Origin of the sequence: Parvularcula sp. LCG005 (assembly GCF_032930845.1) — a bacterium.
In the GTDB taxonomy this organism is placed as follows: Bacteria; Pseudomonadota; Alphaproteobacteria; order Caulobacterales; family Parvularculaceae; genus Parvularcula.
This window is the reverse complement of the sequence record NZ_CP136758.1, coordinates 678,126-693,577: the sequence shown is the minus strand read 5'-3', so window position 1 is coordinate 693,577 and position 15,452 is coordinate 678,126. Positions and strand designations below refer to the sequence as shown.

General features: G+C 58.7%; 18 protein-coding genes and 1 other RNA gene. 10 read left to right on the top strand and 9 right to left on the bottom strand.

Features of this window, described 5'->3' with window-relative positions; genetic code table 11:
• The first annotated feature begins 463 nt into the window (after nucleotides 1-463).
• The 3 genes from RUI03_RS03250 to RUI03_RS03240 are packed head-to-tail and all read left to right on the top strand — an operon-like array spanning nucleotide 464 to nucleotide 2,931.
• Nucleotides 464-1,780, top strand: a complete 1,317-nt coding sequence (locus tag RUI03_RS03250) for a TadE/TadG family type IV pilus assembly protein (protein WP_317288856.1) — start codon at nucleotides 464-466, stop codon at nucleotides 1,778-1,780.
• 10 nt (nucleotides 1,781-1,790) lie between these two features.
• Nucleotides 1,791-2,324 carry a TadE/TadG family type IV pilus assembly protein gene (locus RUI03_RS03245; RefSeq protein WP_317288855.1) on the top strand — a complete coding sequence of 178 codons (534 nt, stop codon included), beginning with the start codon at nucleotides 1,791-1,793 and terminating at the stop codon, nucleotides 2,322-2,324.
• 1 nt (nucleotide 2,325) lies between these two features.
• Nucleotides 2,326-2,931 (top strand): TadE/TadG family type IV pilus assembly protein, encoded by a 606-nt coding sequence (locus RUI03_RS03240; protein WP_317288854.1) that lies wholly within the window; start codon nucleotides 2,326-2,328, stop codon nucleotides 2,929-2,931.
• On the opposite strand, the gene panB is transcribed toward RUI03_RS03240, so the two are convergent.
• Genes panB through RUI03_RS03225 form a run of 3 tightly spaced genes read right to left on the bottom strand, consistent with a single transcriptional unit; the run spans nucleotide 2,928 to nucleotide 4,742 of the window.
• On the bottom strand, nucleotides 2,928-3,758 hold the full coding sequence (gene panB, locus RUI03_RS03235) for a 3-methyl-2-oxobutanoate hydroxymethyltransferase (protein WP_317288853.1): 831 nt from the start codon (nucleotides 3,756-3,758) through the stop codon (nucleotides 2,928-2,930). The genes RUI03_RS03240 and panB overlap by 4 nt on opposite strands.
• Nucleotides 3,758-4,210 (bottom strand): TerB family tellurite resistance protein, encoded by a 453-nt coding sequence (locus tag RUI03_RS03230; RefSeq protein ID WP_317288852.1) that lies wholly within the window; start codon nucleotides 4,208-4,210, stop codon nucleotides 3,758-3,760. The genes panB and RUI03_RS03230 overlap by 1 nt, the downstream gene beginning before the upstream one ends.
• 4 nt (nucleotides 4,211-4,214) lie before the next feature.
• On the bottom strand, nucleotides 4,215-4,742 hold the full coding sequence (locus RUI03_RS03225; RefSeq protein ID WP_317288851.1) for an adenine phosphoribosyltransferase: 528 nt from the start codon (nucleotides 4,740-4,742) through the stop codon (nucleotides 4,215-4,217).
• 62 nt (nucleotides 4,743-4,804) lie between these two features.
• Here RUI03_RS03225 and RUI03_RS03220 point away from each other — a divergent pair, with 62 nt between their 5' ends.
• Nucleotides 4,805-5,227, top strand: coding sequence for a cytochrome c family protein (locus tag RUI03_RS03220; RefSeq protein ID WP_317288850.1), 423 nt, complete (start codon nucleotides 4,805-4,807; stop codon nucleotides 5,225-5,227).
• A gap of 6 nt (nucleotides 5,228-5,233) precedes the next feature.
• Here RUI03_RS03220 and ssrA read toward each other — a convergent pair.
• Nucleotides 5,234-5,611, bottom strand: a transfer-messenger RNA (tmRNA) gene (ssrA, locus tag RUI03_RS03215).
• A 122-nt stretch (nucleotides 5,612-5,733) separates the two neighbouring features.
• Here ssrA and RUI03_RS03210 point away from each other — a divergent pair.
• Nucleotides 5,734-6,072, top strand: a complete 339-nt coding sequence (locus RUI03_RS03210) for a helix-turn-helix transcriptional regulator (protein WP_317288849.1) — start codon at nucleotides 5,734-5,736, stop codon at nucleotides 6,070-6,072.
• Between the two features lie 3 nt (nucleotides 6,073-6,075).
• Here the strand turns inward: RUI03_RS03210 and RUI03_RS03205 are convergent, their stop codons facing one another.
• Both RUI03_RS03205 and RUI03_RS03200 read right to left on the bottom strand, forming a co-directional pair.
• Nucleotides 6,076-6,471 carry a hypothetical protein gene (locus RUI03_RS03205; protein WP_317288848.1) on the bottom strand — a complete coding sequence of 132 codons (396 nt, stop codon included), beginning with the start codon at nucleotides 6,469-6,471 and terminating at the stop codon, nucleotides 6,076-6,078.
• Entirely contained in the window at nucleotides 6,468-7,541 is a 1,074-nt protein-coding gene (locus RUI03_RS03200; protein WP_317288847.1) for a PAS domain-containing protein, read from the bottom strand. Before RUI03_RS03200 ends, RUI03_RS03205 begins: the two co-directional genes overlap by 4 nt.
• A gap of 280 nt (nucleotides 7,542-7,821) precedes the next feature.
• Between RUI03_RS03200 and glpX the strand changes: the two genes are divergently transcribed.
• Both glpX and RUI03_RS03190 read left to right on the top strand, forming a co-directional pair.
• Entirely contained in the window at nucleotides 7,822-8,808 is a 987-nt protein-coding gene (gene glpX, locus RUI03_RS03195; RefSeq protein WP_317288846.1) for a class II fructose-bisphosphatase, read from the top strand.
• Nucleotides 8,809-8,812: 4 nt separating this feature from the next.
• Entirely contained in the window at nucleotides 8,813-9,856 is a 1,044-nt protein-coding gene (locus RUI03_RS03190; RefSeq protein WP_317288845.1) for a class I fructose-bisphosphate aldolase, read from the top strand.
• Between the two features lie 2 nt (nucleotides 9,857-9,858).
• Here RUI03_RS03190 and RUI03_RS03185 read toward each other — a convergent pair whose 3' ends face one another.
• Complete coding sequence (locus RUI03_RS03185; RefSeq protein WP_317288844.1) at nucleotides 9,859-11,169, bottom strand: amidohydrolase; 1,311 nt, start codon at nucleotides 11,167-11,169, stop codon at nucleotides 9,859-9,861.
• Between the two features lie 151 nt (nucleotides 11,170-11,320).
• On the opposite strand from RUI03_RS03185, the gene RUI03_RS03180 reads away from it, so the two are divergent.
• Genes RUI03_RS03180 through RUI03_RS03170 form a run of 3 tightly spaced genes read left to right on the top strand, consistent with a single transcriptional unit; the run spans nucleotide 11,321 to nucleotide 13,168 of the window.
• Nucleotides 11,321-11,794: a heme-binding protein gene (locus tag RUI03_RS03180; RefSeq protein WP_317288843.1), complete on the top strand. Its 474-nt coding sequence runs from the start codon at nucleotides 11,321-11,323 to the stop codon at nucleotides 11,792-11,794.
• A gap of 52 nt (nucleotides 11,795-11,846) precedes the next feature.
• Nucleotides 11,847-12,641 carry a thymidylate synthase gene (locus tag RUI03_RS03175; RefSeq protein ID WP_317288842.1) on the top strand — a complete coding sequence of 265 codons (795 nt, stop codon included), beginning with the start codon at nucleotides 11,847-11,849 and terminating at the stop codon, nucleotides 12,639-12,641.
• Complete coding sequence (locus RUI03_RS03170; protein ID WP_317288841.1) at nucleotides 12,638-13,168, top strand: dihydrofolate reductase; 531 nt, start codon at nucleotides 12,638-12,640, stop codon at nucleotides 13,166-13,168. The genes RUI03_RS03175 and RUI03_RS03170 overlap by 4 nt, the downstream gene beginning before the upstream one ends.
• 103 nt (nucleotides 13,169-13,271) lie before the next feature.
• Here RUI03_RS03170 and RUI03_RS03165 read toward each other — a convergent pair whose 3' ends face one another.
• Together RUI03_RS03165 and RUI03_RS03160 are read right to left on the bottom strand one after the other, a co-directional pair.
• The gene (locus tag RUI03_RS03165) at nucleotides 13,272-13,688 is read right to left on the bottom strand and encodes a hypothetical protein (protein ID WP_317288840.1); all 417 of its coding nucleotides are present in this window, start codon (nucleotides 13,686-13,688) and stop codon (nucleotides 13,272-13,274) included.
• 241 nt (nucleotides 13,689-13,929) lie between these two features.
• Entirely contained in the window at nucleotides 13,930-15,108 is a 1,179-nt protein-coding gene (locus RUI03_RS03160; protein ID WP_317288839.1) for a type III PLP-dependent enzyme, read from the bottom strand.
• Nucleotides 15,109-15,452 lie beyond the last annotated feature (344 nt).

Sequence of the window (15,452 nt, the reverse complement as noted above, 5' to 3'; positions counted from 1 at the left end):
ACCTGTCACTAACTCACCGACAGACCGTCGGGCCAAGCCCTGTCGCTGCGGGCAACTTGCCGTGTCGCGGCCCTAAGCAAACCAGGGCAACGCGGGCTGGTCGGCGCAATTTGCATCAAAACTCCGCATACGCGTTATATTTCAAATTTTACCGGCATACGAGCACGATTCAACCCACAATCGATCCTGAACTATGTCAAATTCGATCCGGTGCGCGCTCATCATCGTGACAATATGCAGAATCCATCTCATGCCATTGTTTTTGCTTGTTTTTTAGCGCACCCAGCACCCTTCATCTCATTATGGTTCTCCAAATTTGCAAGCAATATAATGCTAGGTCCGCGACTGAAATTTGATTCTAATATGCTTTTCAATAATTTGTTCACCAACAAAATTTGCAAATTCGAAAACGCGATGGGGATATTGGTATCGGGTATTACAGGTACCACTGACGGTGTAGGCAATGGTTTCGACCAAGCGATCGCAAAGAGGAAACGTCGCCATCATGGCGGCCCTTCTGATCCTGCCGACCTTTGCCCTTCTCGGCGGGGCCATCGATATCTCGCGTGCCATTCAGCAGCGTATCGAATTGCAGCGCGCGGTTGATGCAGCAGTGCTCGCCGCATCATCGCTGACAAACGAACGGGACATGACCGCGGTCGCCGAAGAATATCTTGCGACCAATCTCGCCACGTCGCGCATCAATTTCAGTGATATCGATCTGACGATCACCGCTGTGGAGGACAATAGCGGGCGTCGGGTAAGGGTGGAGGCCGCCTACGCCCTGTCGACAATGTTTCTGCCGTTGATTGATATCGACAGCCTCGACATCAGCGCCGAGAGCGGCGGCCGTCAGGACTGGCAGCGGGTCGAAATCGCGCTTGTGCTCGACGTGTCAGGCTCCATGGCCGGGACGCGTATCGCCAACCTGATCACGGCGGGTGAAGACTTTATCGACACGATCCTGACGGATGAAGTCCGTGACCTGACATCGGTCTCCATCATCCCTTTCGGCACGCATGTGAATGTGGGCGATGAATTCAAATTCTTCGTCAATCCGTCAACGATTGACAATCACTTGGACAACGACTTCCACGATGGTCACCGCTGGCAGGGTTGTCTGAACCTGCGGCCGTCCCACTTTTCCGATCTGTCATGGACGTCTTACAGCATGACGCCCCTTCCCGAATATTTCCACTATGGCGTTGGGGAATTGTTCTCGCCCTATCGCAGCTGTCCACGGAACAATAACCGCGCCCTCTATCAGAGCAACAATTCCACTGATCTCATTAACAAGATCAAGGCCCTGACGGCCGAGAGTGATCTTGCCGGCCTGACATCCATCGACGAAGGAACATTGATCGGCCTGAAGTCCCTGTCGCCAGACATGCGCGGCAGATTTGGCGGCAGCTTCGCCCATGTGCGCCCCGCCGATTTTCGCGCCGAGACACTGAAAGTGCTGATCGTCATGAGTGACGGCAATATGAACAAATACTTCCAGCCCAAAACATGCTGGGAGTTCACGCTCTTTTGCTCGGAACTTCTGTTTACGAATGAAGCAGCTGAGTCGAATTTTCTGACTCTCTGCCAGGATGCGAAGACGAAGGGTGTGATTGTTTTCACCATCGGCTTCGGTATTGATGCTGGCAGTAACGCGGATACCGTCCTGCGCAGCTGTGCTTCGACCGTGGCAAATTATTACCTCATCGACAATACGGAGATCGAAGCGGCATTCAGCGCTATTGCCGCCAATATCAACCGTGTCCGGATCTTCATGTGAGGGAAATCACATGATCTTTCGCTCAGTCAAGCGCTTCCTGCATCGTAAAGACGGATCGGCCGCCATTGAATTTGCGATTGTGGGTCCGGTCTATCTGGCGCTCGCGCTGTCGTCACTGGAAGCCGGTCTGATCCTCACCAAAAGCGTCATTCTCGACAACGCGATGGTCGATGCGGCGAAATATGTCTATACCGGCGCGGCGAATGACGGCTCCATCACCCGTGACGACCTTCATTCATTTGTATGCGAACGGGTCGAGGCGATCGTCTCCAACTGCAATGCAGATCTTGCCATTGAGGTCATTGAACTGTCGACCCTCGACGAAGAGGTCGCCTATTCAGCGCCATGCCGGGATTCCACCAAGGAAATGCAGCCCGTCATCCATTACAGTCCGGGCAGCGGCGGCGACGTCATGTTTATCAGGGCCTGCCTGACCACCAGCGTGTCTGTTCCTGGCCTCGGCCTGGGCCTCGCCCTGACCAAGACGGACTCCGGTCGGTTTGAAATCATTTCCTCGACCGCCTTTTTGAACGAGCCGTTCTGACATGCAGCCATTTGTTCCGCAGTCTCTGCGTCGGTTCAGGCGCGAAAGTGATGGCACATCGGCGATTGAGTTCGCGATCATTCTGCCCGTGATGATCCTCTTCTTTCTGGGCGCGTTGACGGCGTTTGACGGTTACAAGGCATCGCGAACCCTGACGCACCTCGACAGTACGATGGCGGACCTTATCTCGCGTCAGGTTGAAATCACGAATGCGTTCGAGGACGATCTGGTGCAAGTCGCCACCGCCCTGTCGGGTAAGTACCAGGGCAACATGCAGATACAGGTCACTGCTGCCAGCGTCTATCGACCACTCAGTGATCCGATCGATCCCTCGGGGGTCAATCAGAGCGTCAATGTGGACTGGTTCATGAGCCGTGATCTGGAAGGCAATACCGGCACACAGACAGCGCAGGCGCTGATCGAAGGTCTTGATATTCCGCTGCTGACACCGGGCGATTCGGTTATCATCGTCGAAATTGCCGGCCTGTACGATCCCCTATTCGATGGACAGTTCATCACCAATGTCCCGATGCGGCGCATCGCCATCCGTCGCCCGCGCTTTACCCAGCGCGTGGTCACCGCGCCGGGATATACGCCGTCCTCCTAGGACAATCGTTTAGCTTTTAGATGGTAGAGCTCTGCCGCAGCCGGGAACGACCGGTCGCGCACGTCTTTGGCATATTGTTCTGCAGCCCGCGACATGACGGTCTTCATGTCGGCATATCGGCGAACGAATTTTGGTGACCAGTCAAACATGCCTAGCATGTCAGGTGTCACGAGGATCTGGCCATCGCAGCTGGCCGATGCACCGATACCGATGGTCGGAATGGAAACCGCGCTTGTGATCTGGTCACCGAGCTGTTCATCGACCCCTTCGACCACCACGGCAAAGGCGCCGGCGTCTGCCGCGGCTTCTGCTTCGGCCAGCACACGCTCGACCTCTTCCGGTGACCGGCCGACGGCCCTGAACCCGCCGGTCACGCCAATCGCCTGGGGCCGCAGCCCCACATGCGCCATCACGCCAACGCCGCGCTCCGTCAGGAAGCGGATGGTTTCAGCGGCATATGTTCCAGCTTCGATCTTCACGGCCCCTGCCCCCGTCTCACGGAGGATCCGCGAGGCATTCTCGAAGGCCTGCTGCGGGCTGGCTTCATAGCTGCCAAACGGCATGTCGATGACGACGAGTGCCTGCTTGGCCCCGCGCATCACAGCCTGTCCGTGCATGATCATCATGTCGACGGTGACACCAACGGTCGACGGCAGTCCGTGTACCACCATGCCCACACTGTCGCCCACGAGAAGAAAGTCGCAATATGGATCCAGAAGCGCCGCGGTGGGCGCATCATAGGCTGTGAGGGAGACGATCGGTTCGCCGCCCTTGCGCGACGCAATGTCGGTCGTCGTCAGGCGACGCTGGGTCGATTGAGCTGACATCAGTTCTCCTTTCCCGTGACACTCGGCGCCGGCCGCAGCCCCCGGCCGCGCTCCTGCGGCACGCCAAGGACGTCGATGACCGAACGAACGACATGCTCCTCAGGCACGGTGGCGCTGCCATTGCTGTCGATGATCGCCCACAGGCGCGTGATCAGCGCCTCTTTCTTGTCCGATGGCAGACCACGGGCCGCCGCGGCAAAGGTCATCATCGTCGATGCCTTGGCCTGGGCGGCTTCCGCTTCCTGGCGCAGGCGCGCCGCGCTTGCATTGTCGAGCAGGAACAGTTTCATGATGGCGGCCGTCGCGATATCGCGCTCAACTTCCGTATACTGTCCATCACGCCAGGCGGCCTCGACGAGAACACCCGCCGCCCCGATCTCCGGCGACACGCTTGGCGCCTGGGTATTGCCATCGCCTGAGTTGGGAAAGATGCGGTCCATCCACTTTTTCATCAGATCAGTGTCCTTCAAAACTGATGATCGACAAAACTTCGATATCATCATGTTGGAGTTTCTGGCGACCGTTCAAGGCGGGCAGTTCGACCACAAACGCGGCCGCCACCACGTGGGCACCAGCATCCTTCAGAAGATGGTAGGCCGCCTGCGCCGTCCCGCCAGTGGCAAGAAGGTCGTCGATCAACAGCACGCGGTCGCCCGCGCTGACGCCATCGCGGTGCACTTCCAGCGTATCTTCGCCATATTCGAGCTCATAGCTGCGCTGCAGGGTGTCATGGGGCAGCTTGCCCGCCTTGCGAACAGGCACAAACCCGGCCTGAAGGCGGTCAGCGACGGCGGCGCCGAAAATGAATCCGCGGGCTTCAATCCCGGCCACCTTGTCGATGCGGTGGGCCTTGAACGCCTCAGACAACAACTCGACAGCGTGCCGAAAGGCCGCCGGATCCCCCATCAGCGTGGTGACGTCGCGGAAGACAATGCCTGGCTTGGGATAGTCGGGAATGGCCCGCACGGTCGATTTCAGATCCATGATTGTCCCTTTTGTCTTCGGCCGCCTTCTCGGTGGCGGGTTTTGTGTTTAGAGCGCCTATCATGAAAACCGGAAGCCTGTTGCTGTTCTCAATCACCTTTTTTTCCCTCATGGCCTGTGGCGGCTCGGACATGCCTGCGCCCATGAGCGCCGAAGAGCGCCTGGCCCTGCCCGCCGACGTGGCCATGGGTCAGGCCCTGTTCCGCGAATGCAAGCAATGCCATACGGCGACGCCGGGAGGGCCGAACATGATCGGCCCGAATCTGCATGATGTCGTGGGGCGACAGGCCGGCGGCAAGGCCGACTTTGCCTATTCAACAGCGATGAAAAGGGCAGAGTTCACATGGGACGACACCCATCTCGACCAGTGGCTTGAACAGCCCCAGGCGCTCGTGCCCGGCAATCGGATGGCCTATCGCGGCAATCCCAATCCGGCGGATCGCCGTGATCTGATCGCCTATCTGGCGTCGCTATCCGAGGAATGAAGAGAAAGTCGGCGATTCTGTTGCCAGGTTCGCCGGGACCCCGCCCAGGCCGGGAAAAGGCCTAGGACTTAAAAGCGGTAAACCCGCACTGCGTTACGCAGCGAGAGCCATACCTTCCGAAGAGTTGTCATTTGCAACTATTCTAAGCGGCCCAATAACGGAGACCATCCGGAAGAAAGCAGAACCTTTACACGTTCGTCGATGCTATTTCGGCCCCGCCGCAACACCCCGTCATGGCCAATGTAAAGCCATGATCGAGGCGCTGTGGTGGAGCCGCCGGGTACCGCCCCCGGGTCCGAGCCGCTTATTACGAGCGCCATTTATCTTCATAGTCGCCGAAGCGACCCACCATATATAGGGCGTCAGGCCCGCCGGAGAAACCCCTCCGGCCATGGAAAATAAAGTGCACAAATTGCACCAATTTCCCCGGATCAAGGTTCCTGTTATAGTGTTGTTACAATTACGCGGTAAGGATCCTTCGAGCCGCGTTACCCGGAGGGATGGCCATGGGAAAAACCATGGAGCCGAACGACTTCAAGAAATGGCGCAAAACTCTCGGGTTTTCGCAGAAGGACGCGGCCGACGCGCTCGGCCTGAAGCGCCGGATGATCCAGTATTACGAACGCGGCGAGCGCGACGGCGACAAGGTCAAGATCCCGTTGACGGTGGCCCTTGCCTGTTATGCCCTGACCCAGGGCGTCGTGAATTATCGCGGTCCAAGCAAGAAGATCGACCGGTCCGGTCCAGTGTCAGAAACCGATGAGCCGATCGCAATACCGGAACCGGAAAATGCACAGGACGATCCCGACAGCCCCCACGGGTTAGGGACGCTGGCGGCTGAATAACAGTTAGTCGTCGAAGAGATCGACAACCGCGGCAACGAGGCGATGAGCCGGCGTTGGTTTGGGAATGATCTTCGCACCGAGTTCGTTAATCAGCTCCCCCTGCCGATCAAAATCCCCTGAGTGCAGAAAAAACGGGACGCCCAGCTCGCGCAGCTTCTGCGCCACCGGGCGACATGTTTCGCCGCGCCCCAGATTGACGTCCAGCACCGCGGCGTCGGGCAGACCCTGCTCGATTTCCTCAAGCGCTTCATCGCAGCTGTTTGCCGTGACCGCGACGGCGCCCGCATCTTCGAACGCATAGGCCAGGTCGATCGCGATCAGCACTTCATCTTCAAGAAGCATGATCCGTTTGCCGCTCAGCTCGCCGGAATGATCAATCGTTTCGGGCATCAGGGTCATGCGCGGGACTTTCTTCTTATCGGTACAGTTATCGTGGCCTCAAGACCGGAAGACTTCCACTCGCGATGAATTTCGCCTTTTGACGCTGCCAGCAGCGTTTCGATGATGCCGAAGCCAGAGCCTTTCTTGCTCGGTGGGCCCTCTATCGGGGGGCCGCCCGTTTCCCGCCACTCGATGACGAGAAAACAATCGCCAGCCTGATCATCCACGAACCAGTTGAGGTCGACCTTTCCGTCATCGGCGGTCAATGCCCCGTGTTTCATGGCGTTGATGGCGAGCTCATGCAGCGCCAGGCCCAGTGTCGACACCATGTTCGGGTCAACACGCGCGCCGTTGCCGTGGAAGACGACCCGGTTTTGTTCCGGATCATAAGGCGCAAGGACGGATCTGATCGCCTGCCCCGCCTCGATCGTGCCGAGAGACGCTTCATCGAGCGTCGTGTCATAGGCCCGACCAAGAGCCTGGATGCGATCATTGATTTCGGCGGCTTCTTCGCGGATGCCCTTGCTTCGGCCGGTCAGGTTCACGATCGATCCAATGACCGAGAACATGTTCTTCATGCGATGACTGAGCTCACGCGCCAGTATCTTCGCGTGACGCTCGTCGGCACGGGCGGAGTGGACATCCGTCACATCCCACTGGGAGCCAAAAAAGTAGATCAGATTGCCCTGGGCATCATAGATCGGCCCGAGATGCAGCGCGTTCCAGAACGCCGAGCCATCCTTGCGGTAGTTCAGAAGCTCGACAACGATCACATCCTCGTCAGCAAGGGCCTTGGAGATGCGTTTGACAGTATCGGGATTGGTTGCCTCGCCCTGCAGGAAACGGCAGTTCCGTCCAATGATCTCATCATTGTCGTAGCCGGTGAGGTCGCGAAAGGCGCGGTTGACGAAAAGGATCGGCTGATCTGGCTGATGGGGGTCAGATAGACAGATGGCCATGCGCGTCTGGGCCATCGCCTGTTCAAACAACAGACCGGATGCCCCCGCAAATTCGTCCTCACTGTTTCCGCCCCGAAAAGGCGGTATATTCTTACCGACAGGCCCTGATAAATCGTCATCCGTGGTCATGACGCGTTTCTATCTTCCCTCGCCAAACTTGCCGCTGAGCGAATAAAAACCCCGTAATGTCTCGGAGGTTCCGTGATTTTATCCAAAAAGCGCAATTTTTTTGCAAATCGACTGCGGCGAGACCGGTATCACCCGGATCTGTCAAATGTAACGCGCTAACGCGGTGTTTTACTCCAATAAGCGCCGCATCTACGCAAATTGTTGCAAGCAAAAACACGATACAGAGCATGATGTTGCTGCTACCAGTAGATCACTTTCCCCTGCCCAAATGGAAAGGTCTATGACCCAGAAAAATCCCTATCTCGACCGTATCCTGACCATTGAACTTGGCCGGTGTACTGAAGCGGCAGCCGTGGCTGCCTCCCTGATGATTGGTCGTGGTGACAAGGAAGGGGCCGATCAGGCCGCTGTCACCGCCCTGCGCGATGCCCTGAACCGCCTTGATATTGACGGTACCATCGTCATTGGCGAGGGCGAGCGAGACGAAGCACCGATGCTTTATATTGGTGAGAAAGTCGGACGCGGCGGCGCGCCTGTCGACATTGCCCTCGACCCACTTGAAGGCACGACCCTCACCGCCAAGGCCATGTCGAACGCGCTGACGGTGGTCGCCATGGCCACCGGCGGCACCCTGCTGCACAGCCCCGACGTCTATATGGACAAGATCGCCTGCGGGCCCGGCTATCCTGACGGCGTTATCGACCTCGATGCCAGCGTTGAGGACAATATCCAGTCCCTCGCCCGCGCCAAGGGTGTGCCGACATCCGACCTCACGCTTTGCGTTCTTGACCGGGAGCGCCATGAGAAAATCATCGCAGCGGCCCGCAAGCTCGACACCCGCGTCTTCCTCATCCCGGACGGTGATGTGGCCGGCGTGTTCCACACGACCCAGCCTGAAATGGGCATCGATCTCTATATCGGTCAGGGCGGCGCGCCCGAGGGCGTCCTCGCTGCGGCGGCCCTTCGCTGCGTCGGCGGACAGATGCAGAGCCGCCTCATCTTTCGCAATGATGACGAAAGGGGCCGCGCGGAGAAAGCCGGCATCACGGATCTCGACCGGAAATACGGCCTCATGGACATGGCGTCCGGCGATGTGATGTTTGCCGCCACCGGGGTGACCGACGGCTCCCTCCTCAAAGGTGTCCGCTGGCAGGGCCATAAGGTCCGCACCCATACGATCGTCATGCGATCAAAATCAGGCACCATTCGTCATATTGAAGCTGAATCGAACGCTGATCCGGCAGCACTGAAAGCCAATAAGAGGTAACGACATGAGCCGTCATTCCCTGAACAGTCTGGCAGACATTGCCCATAAAATGGTCGTCGATGGTCGCGGCATTCTCGCCGCCGATGAAAGCCTCGGTACGATCAAGAAGCGCTTTGACTCGATTGGCATTGAAAGCACCGAAGAGCATCGCCGCGCCTATCGGGACATGCTGTTTACCGCCGGCGAAGCGGTGAGCAAGTATATTTCCGGCGTCATCCTGTTCGATGAGACGATCCATCAGTCAACGGAAAATGGAACGCCCTTTCCCGAGCAGTTGACGCGGCAGGACTGTCTTCCTGGCATCAAGGTTGATCGTGGTGCCAAGCCGCTCGCCCTGGCGACGACCGAGACAATTACTGAAGGGCTGGACGGCCTGCGCGACCGGTTGAATGGGTATTATGACAAAGGCGCCCGGTTTGCGAAATGGCGTGCGGTAATTCATATTGGCCATGACGGGCGATCATCCATCCCGACGCATCAGGCGCTGAGAGCCAACATGCACGCCTTGGGGCGTTATGCAGCGCTGTGTCAGGAAGCGGGCATTGTGCCCATCGTTGAACCAGAAGTGCTGATGGACGGCGATCACGACATGGCCCGCTGTTTCGGTGTGACCGCCCGCGTGCTCGACCTTCTTTACAGGGAACTTTTCGAACAGCGCGTTGCGCTTGAGGGCACGATCCTCAAACCCAACATGATCGTCGCTGGCAAGGGTGCTTCAGAACAGCCCTCCACCGAGATGATTGCGGAGGCCACTGTCAAATGCTTCCGCCAGACCGTCCCTGCCGCCGTGCCGGGTATAGTGTTCCTGTCAGGCGGGCAGTCGGAGTTAGAGGCAACACGCAACCTCAACACCATGAACCGGATGTATGCAGGTGAGATGCCGTGGAAGCTGTCATTCTCCTATGGCCGCGCGCTGCAGGCGTCTGCGCTGGCAGCCTGGGGCGGCAAGCCCGAAAATGTGCCGGCCGCACAGAAGGCATTCACCCACCGGGCACGGATGAATTATCTTGCCGCGCGCGGTGAGTGGGACGAAGCCCAGGAGGGCTGAGATTACTCCTGAAACAGCGTCAGGGCTGCAGCGATCATCGCCTCTGTCCCTGCCGCAATCGTGGGTTCAGGATCCGGCGCAAAGAACGGGGAGTGCAGCGAGGGCAGTTTGGTCGGGTCCCCGCCTGTGCGCTCCCAATCCGCTGCCGGAACCGCCCCCACCCAGAACAGCGTTGATTCTGTGTCGCGATTGGCGCGGTGATAGCGCGCGAAATCCTCACCGCCCATGACCGGCGCCGGCTCCAGCACGCGGTCAGCGCCAAATCGTTCGATGAACATCGCCGCCAGTGTCTCTGTCTGCGCCTCGGTATTGAATAGCGCAGGCGTGTAATGCTCATCCCACGTCACTTCTGGCAGGCGATCCTCGGCGATCCCGGCTGATTGCGCCTGCGCCTTGGCAATGCGCTGAATACCGGACAGCAGATGATTGCGAACTTCATCCGTATAGGACCGGACTGTCAGCTGCAGATGGGCCTCGTCGGAGATGATGTTGTGTTTGGAACCCGCATGGAACGCGCCGACGGTCACCACGGCCGCCGCCTGCGGATCGATTTCCCGCGACACCAGCGTCTGCAGCGCATCAACGATGCGCGCGCCCACCACAATTGGGTCCTTGGTGGTATGCGGATAGGCCCCGTGGCCGCCTTCGCCGTGGACGATGATATCGACCATGTCGACATTGGCCATCGCGTATCCGGACCTCAGCCCGATCGTGCCGGCCTTGGCCCCTGCGCTGTCATGCAGGGCGATGGCATGATCCGGCACAGGAAAGCGCGTATACAAGCCGTCCTCCAGCATGGCACGAGCCCCCTCACCGGTTTCCTCTGCCGGCTGACCAATCATGATCAGCGTGCCGGACCATTCATCCTTGTTTGATGACAGATAGCGGGCCGTGCCGACCAGACTGGTGATGTGGATGTCATGGCCACAGGCATGCATGACACCGACCTCCCCGCCCGGCCGCTGCACTTTTTTCTTGCTCGCATAGGGTTTGCCGGTCTGCTCGGTCACGGGCAGGCCGTCCATGTCGGCACGGACCATAACCACCGGCCCATCACCGTTTTTCATGACAGCGACAACGCCCGTCCCGCCCACGCCTTCGGTCACATCAAAGCCCTGTGACCGCAGTTCCTTGGCAAGACGTTTTGCAGTTTCGACCTCCTGCCCTGACAGCTCCGGATTGGCGTGCAAATGCTTGTACAGCGAAAGGAGATAGGACTGGTCCGCCGTCACGGCATCGCGAATCGGGTCGGCAACAGCCTGGCCAGACAGGACCATCGCGGCGAGGCAGGCAGAAATAAGAGGACGCATCATCTTCTCCAGAAGGACAAGCATCCAGTCACGGCGATTTTACCGCTCCCGTCAAGCAATCCCGCTGCAGCGCAGCAACGATCACGCCTTGTCTGCTACCGGCAAGAAGTGTCAGGATCGGACAAAACGACAATATCCTTGGGAGGATACGGGCATGGTTATTCGATATATCATCACGACAGCCTGCGCCGTCGCTGCCGTCGCCACGATGGCCCACGCGCAGCGGATGCGGCCGGTTCTGGACCTGTCGACTGCCGCGACGATTCAGGAGAGCTGTCTGAGCCATGCGCGGAAGTCCGGCCAGGCCATCGCAATTGCTGTATACGACCATTCCGGTGAGTTGATCAGCTTTGCCAAGATGGATGCGGCCTCCACCGCCGCTGCGGAGATTGCCAAGTGGAAGGGCAAGTCGTCCTCGACCTACGGCTTCTCGACAGCGCAGACCGCGGAATGGAACGGCCCGACGGCGCCCTACATCGCCACCTTTCAGGGCGGCCTGCCACTGTTTGACAGTGATGGCATCATGATCGGCGGGGTCGGTGTATCCGGTGCGCCCAGTGAGTTCGACGAAGAGTGCGGCCGCAAAGGGGCTGACGCTGTGGGCCTCTTGACCGAGCGACCTTCCTGATCCGGCGTCAAAGCGCTTGAACCTCTGAGGGTCGTTGGGCACAAGCATCGCCATGCAAGCCTATCTTGATCTCATGGCGAGAGCCTATCACCACGGCACCGAACGGGACGACCGCACCGGCACCGGCACGCGCGGCGTCTTTGGCCACCAGATGCGCTTTGACCTGTCCGAGGGGTTTCCCCTGGTCACCACCAAGAAGCTGCACCTGCGCTCCATCATCCATGAATTGCTGTGGTTTCTCGCAGGCGACACCAATATCGCCTATCTGAAAGAGCACAAGGTCCGCATCTGGGATGAATGGGCCGACGCAGACGGCAATCTGGGCCCGGTCTATGGCGCGCAGTGGCGCTCCTGGCCAGCGCCCGATGGTGAGACCGTGGACCAGATCTCCTGGGTGCTCAACGAGATCAAGACAAACCCGAATTCACGACGGATGGTCGTCAGCGCCTGGAACCCGGGGCAGATTGATCGGATGGCGCTGGCGCCGTGCCATTGCCTGTTTCAGTTCTACGTGGCGGACGGCAAATTGTCCTGCCAGCTCTATCAGCGGTCGGCCGATATCTTCCTCGGCGTGCCCTTCAACATCGCGTCCTACGCGCTGCTGACGCACATGATGGCGCATGTCACAGGCCTCGAGCCCGGCGATTTCGTCCACACTTTCGGTGACGCCCATCTGTACCTGAACCATCTTGAGCAGGCGGAGCTGCAGATGTCGCGAACCCCGCGCTCCCTGCCAAAGCTCGTCCTGAACCCTGAGGTCACCGATCTGTTTGCCTTCACCTTCGATGACATCCGGATCGAGGATTACGACCCGCATCCCGCCATCAAGGGCGAGGTGTCAGTATGATGACCGCGCAACGACCCATCGCCATCGTTGTCGCGGTCGCACGGAACGGGGTTATCGGCCGAAATGGTGAGCTGCCCTGGACGCTCCGCGATGACCTGAAATGGTTCCGGAAAGCGACCATGGGGAAACCGATCATCATGGGCCGGACGACCTATGAAAGCATTGGCCAGCCCCTGCCCGGTCGCGAGAACATCATTCTGACGCGGCAGGCCTCCTTTGCGCCACCGCAAGGCACGTCGGTCGCGGCAAGCCTCGAAACAGGGCTGACCATGGCGGACAGTTTTGCGGCCCAGACCGACGCAGCAGAGATCTGCATCATTGGCGGCGCGGATATCTATGCGCAGGCGATGGATCTGGTCACGCATCTTTATGTGACGCTGGTGGATGCGGATGTGGAGGGAGACAAGACCTTCGCCCTGCCGCCAAAGGAAGGTTGGACAATCGAAAATCTGGCGACAATCAGCGCCGATGACCGCAATGATCACGACGCCACGATCATGCGGTGGACCCGCAACGACAACGTCTGAAACAAAGAGACCGCTGCGGTGTCCGGCCAATTGACGGACACCCACAACGGTCATTTGCTGCGCATCAGATCACTGGCCAGGGCACGGTCAGCGCTGAGAGCAATCAGATCACGTCAGGCCAGTACCGGCGCTTGATCAGAATTCCGATCAGACCAATCAGCAGTATCGGGCCGGTGACGACACCGAGCGCGACAATCATGCCGACCACGATACCAAAGGCACCGAAACCCACGGACAGAACGCCCGCCACGAGAGTCACAAGAGCCCCGACAGCGGCAGCGCCAACGCCGATAAAGGCCCCGACAATTCCAACCGCCGCACCGCTCGTCAGTTCGAGCGCATTAAGCTCACTAATCGTCCGGTCATTGATGTAAATGACGCCTTCACCGAACCGGTAGGCGATGACGGCCGCTGCCGCCACAATCAAACTGAACGCTGTTACAATCGGGCCCAAAATCGTCAGCTTGCGGCGCACGCGACGCCCCACATCCGATTTCTCCCGGTTTTGCTCATCAGCCATTATAAATCCCCATCGCATTGATGCACGAACACGTTGTCGCACCTGCCCCGGGTTTCAAGACTGTAATAGTGGCTTTTCAACCACCATCGCCTTTTTTCCGTCATATCACATGCAACTGCTTGATTCAGTGATCCGATTCTAACGGCAACAAGTGCATGAGAATTTGTTAAGGCGATGAAGTTTCGTTGAAATTCAATGCGTAAGGTGGGGCAAGTCGGTCTCGACTTGCCCCGAACCTGTCCTAGCGGTCGTTCTGCGCCTGATGAATGAACGGCAGAGGCAGGAAAACGGAACCAAAAGGATCGTCTTCGCAGATGACTTCGTCATAGACGCCGAAGCCGTTGAAATTACTGGCCAACGCACGGCCATAGGCACCGATCATGCCCACTTCGATATAATCGCCAACGTCCATGTCTGCTGGCAGATAGAACGGGCCAGGCATCATGTCGGCGCTGTCACAGGTCGGACCGTAGAAACGGTATGGCAGCACCTGACGTGACTTCGGCGTACCAAAGCTGCGCACTGGATACCGCCAGGCGAAGTGGCCGGCATCCGAGAGGGCACCGTACACACCGTCATTGAGGTACAGATCCTGATCCCGTCGGCCGTCAATGCGGACGAGAAGGCTTTGGGCCTCCGCACAGAGCGCCCGGCCGGGCTCACACCACAGCTCGGAGTTCTCCGTCGACAGGAAGGTTTCGAACCGCGCAGCGATCTGGTCCACGAAGGCGTGCATGGAGGGAGGCTCCATGCCCGGATACGCGACAGGGAAACCACCGCCCACATCCACGACCTCGACGACGACACCGCAGGCGCGGATAATCTCGTCGGCCTGATCCATGGCGCTGGCATAGGCTGCCGGGTTCATGGTCTGACTGCCCGGATGGAAGCAGACGCCGAGGCGCTGTGCCACAAGGCGCGTCTGACGAAGCAGGCTGATCGCCGCGTCACCCTTCGCCCCGAATTTGTCCACAAGTGACATCTTCGCTGCGTCGTTGGTCACGGCCAGACGAACGCAGAGCGTCAGGTCCCGAGCGCCTTCTGTGGCTTTCAGGATCTTGTGCAGCTCCGCATCGCAATCGAGCGAGAAGATCCGCACGCCATGGTCGAAATAGGCCTCGCGAATGGCTTCCGCTGGCTTGATGGGATGCATGAAAGCGAGCGTCGCTTCGGGGAACATGCCCCGGATAAGACGCACTTCGGCGATGCTGGCCACGTCGAAATGGTTGATCCCGCCCTTGCCAATGGCTTCAAGCACCATGGGGTCGGCATTCGCCTTCACCGCATAGAACGCTTTGCCAGGGAAATGGTCAGTAAACCACTTCGCCGCACGCGTAGCTGCATGCGGACGCTGGATGATGACAGGCTGAACGGGCGCGCAGAGCGACGCTATGTGTTCGGAAGATATGAATTGGTCCACCTCATGGGGCCTCCTCTTGGACGGTGACTACTGTGCGGAATGCACCCTGACCACCATTCAACAAAAGTGCCGTCCCCCTGAGGGGCGCCCGTCTCTGGGCGTTTATCGGGTCGCGGCAGAAAGAGCGATTTAATGATCGCGAATATCCATGTAAAGGGAATTTCTCAACGATCTTACAAATTCTGTTTCGTCCCTACGGCCTCGCCTCAACATGTGATGCGAACTGGGGTTGGGACAAGATTTCCATTTGGCAATGCGCAGCTTCCCGCTGAGCGCGATACCAGCCGTCCAAGGGGCAAGACATCCGGTTCATCCTGTGCAAAGGACCAGGCCAAAAGGCTTGA

Coding starts and splice junctions, on each gene's coding strand:
- RUI03_RS03250 (WP_317288856.1), top strand. CDS start 464: ATGGTTTCGACCAAGCGATCGCAAAGAGGAAACGTCGCCATCATGGCG.
- RUI03_RS03245 (WP_317288855.1), top strand. CDS start 1,791: ATGATCTTTCGCTCAGTCAAGCGCTTCCTGCATCGTAAAGACGGATCG.
- RUI03_RS03240 (WP_317288854.1), top strand. CDS start 2,326: ATGCAGCCATTTGTTCCGCAGTCTCTGCGTCGGTTCAGGCGCGAAAGT.
- panB (WP_317288853.1), bottom strand. CDS start 3,758: ATGTCAGCTCAATCGACCCAGCGTCGCCTGACGACGACCGACATTGCG.
- RUI03_RS03230 (WP_317288852.1), bottom strand. CDS start 4,210: ATGAAAAAGTGGATGGACCGCATCTTTCCCAACTCAGGCGATGGCAAT.
- RUI03_RS03225 (WP_317288851.1), bottom strand. CDS start 4,742: ATGGATCTGAAATCGACCGTGCGGGCCATTCCCGACTATCCCAAGCCA.
- RUI03_RS03220 (WP_317288850.1), top strand. CDS start 4,805: ATGAAAACCGGAAGCCTGTTGCTGTTCTCAATCACCTTTTTTTCCCTC.
- RUI03_RS03210 (WP_317288849.1), top strand. CDS start 5,734: ATGGGAAAAACCATGGAGCCGAACGACTTCAAGAAATGGCGCAAAACT.
- RUI03_RS03205 (WP_317288848.1), bottom strand. CDS start 6,471: ATGACCCTGATGCCCGAAACGATTGATCATTCCGGCGAGCTGAGCGGC.
- RUI03_RS03200 (WP_317288847.1), bottom strand. CDS start 7,541: ATGACCACGGATGACGATTTATCAGGGCCTGTCGGTAAGAATATACCG.
- glpX (WP_317288846.1), top strand. CDS start 7,822: ATGACCCAGAAAAATCCCTATCTCGACCGTATCCTGACCATTGAACTT.
- RUI03_RS03190 (WP_317288845.1), top strand. CDS start 8,813: ATGAGCCGTCATTCCCTGAACAGTCTGGCAGACATTGCCCATAAAATG.
- RUI03_RS03185 (WP_317288844.1), bottom strand. CDS start 11,169: ATGATGCGTCCTCTTATTTCTGCCTGCCTCGCCGCGATGGTCCTGTCT.
- RUI03_RS03180 (WP_317288843.1), top strand. CDS start 11,321: ATGGTTATTCGATATATCATCACGACAGCCTGCGCCGTCGCTGCCGTC.
- RUI03_RS03175 (WP_317288842.1), top strand. CDS start 11,847: ATGCAAGCCTATCTTGATCTCATGGCGAGAGCCTATCACCACGGCACC.
- RUI03_RS03170 (WP_317288841.1), top strand. CDS start 12,638: ATGATGACCGCGCAACGACCCATCGCCATCGTTGTCGCGGTCGCACGG.
- RUI03_RS03165 (WP_317288840.1), bottom strand. CDS start 13,688: ATGGCTGATGAGCAAAACCGGGAGAAATCGGATGTGGGGCGTCGCGTG.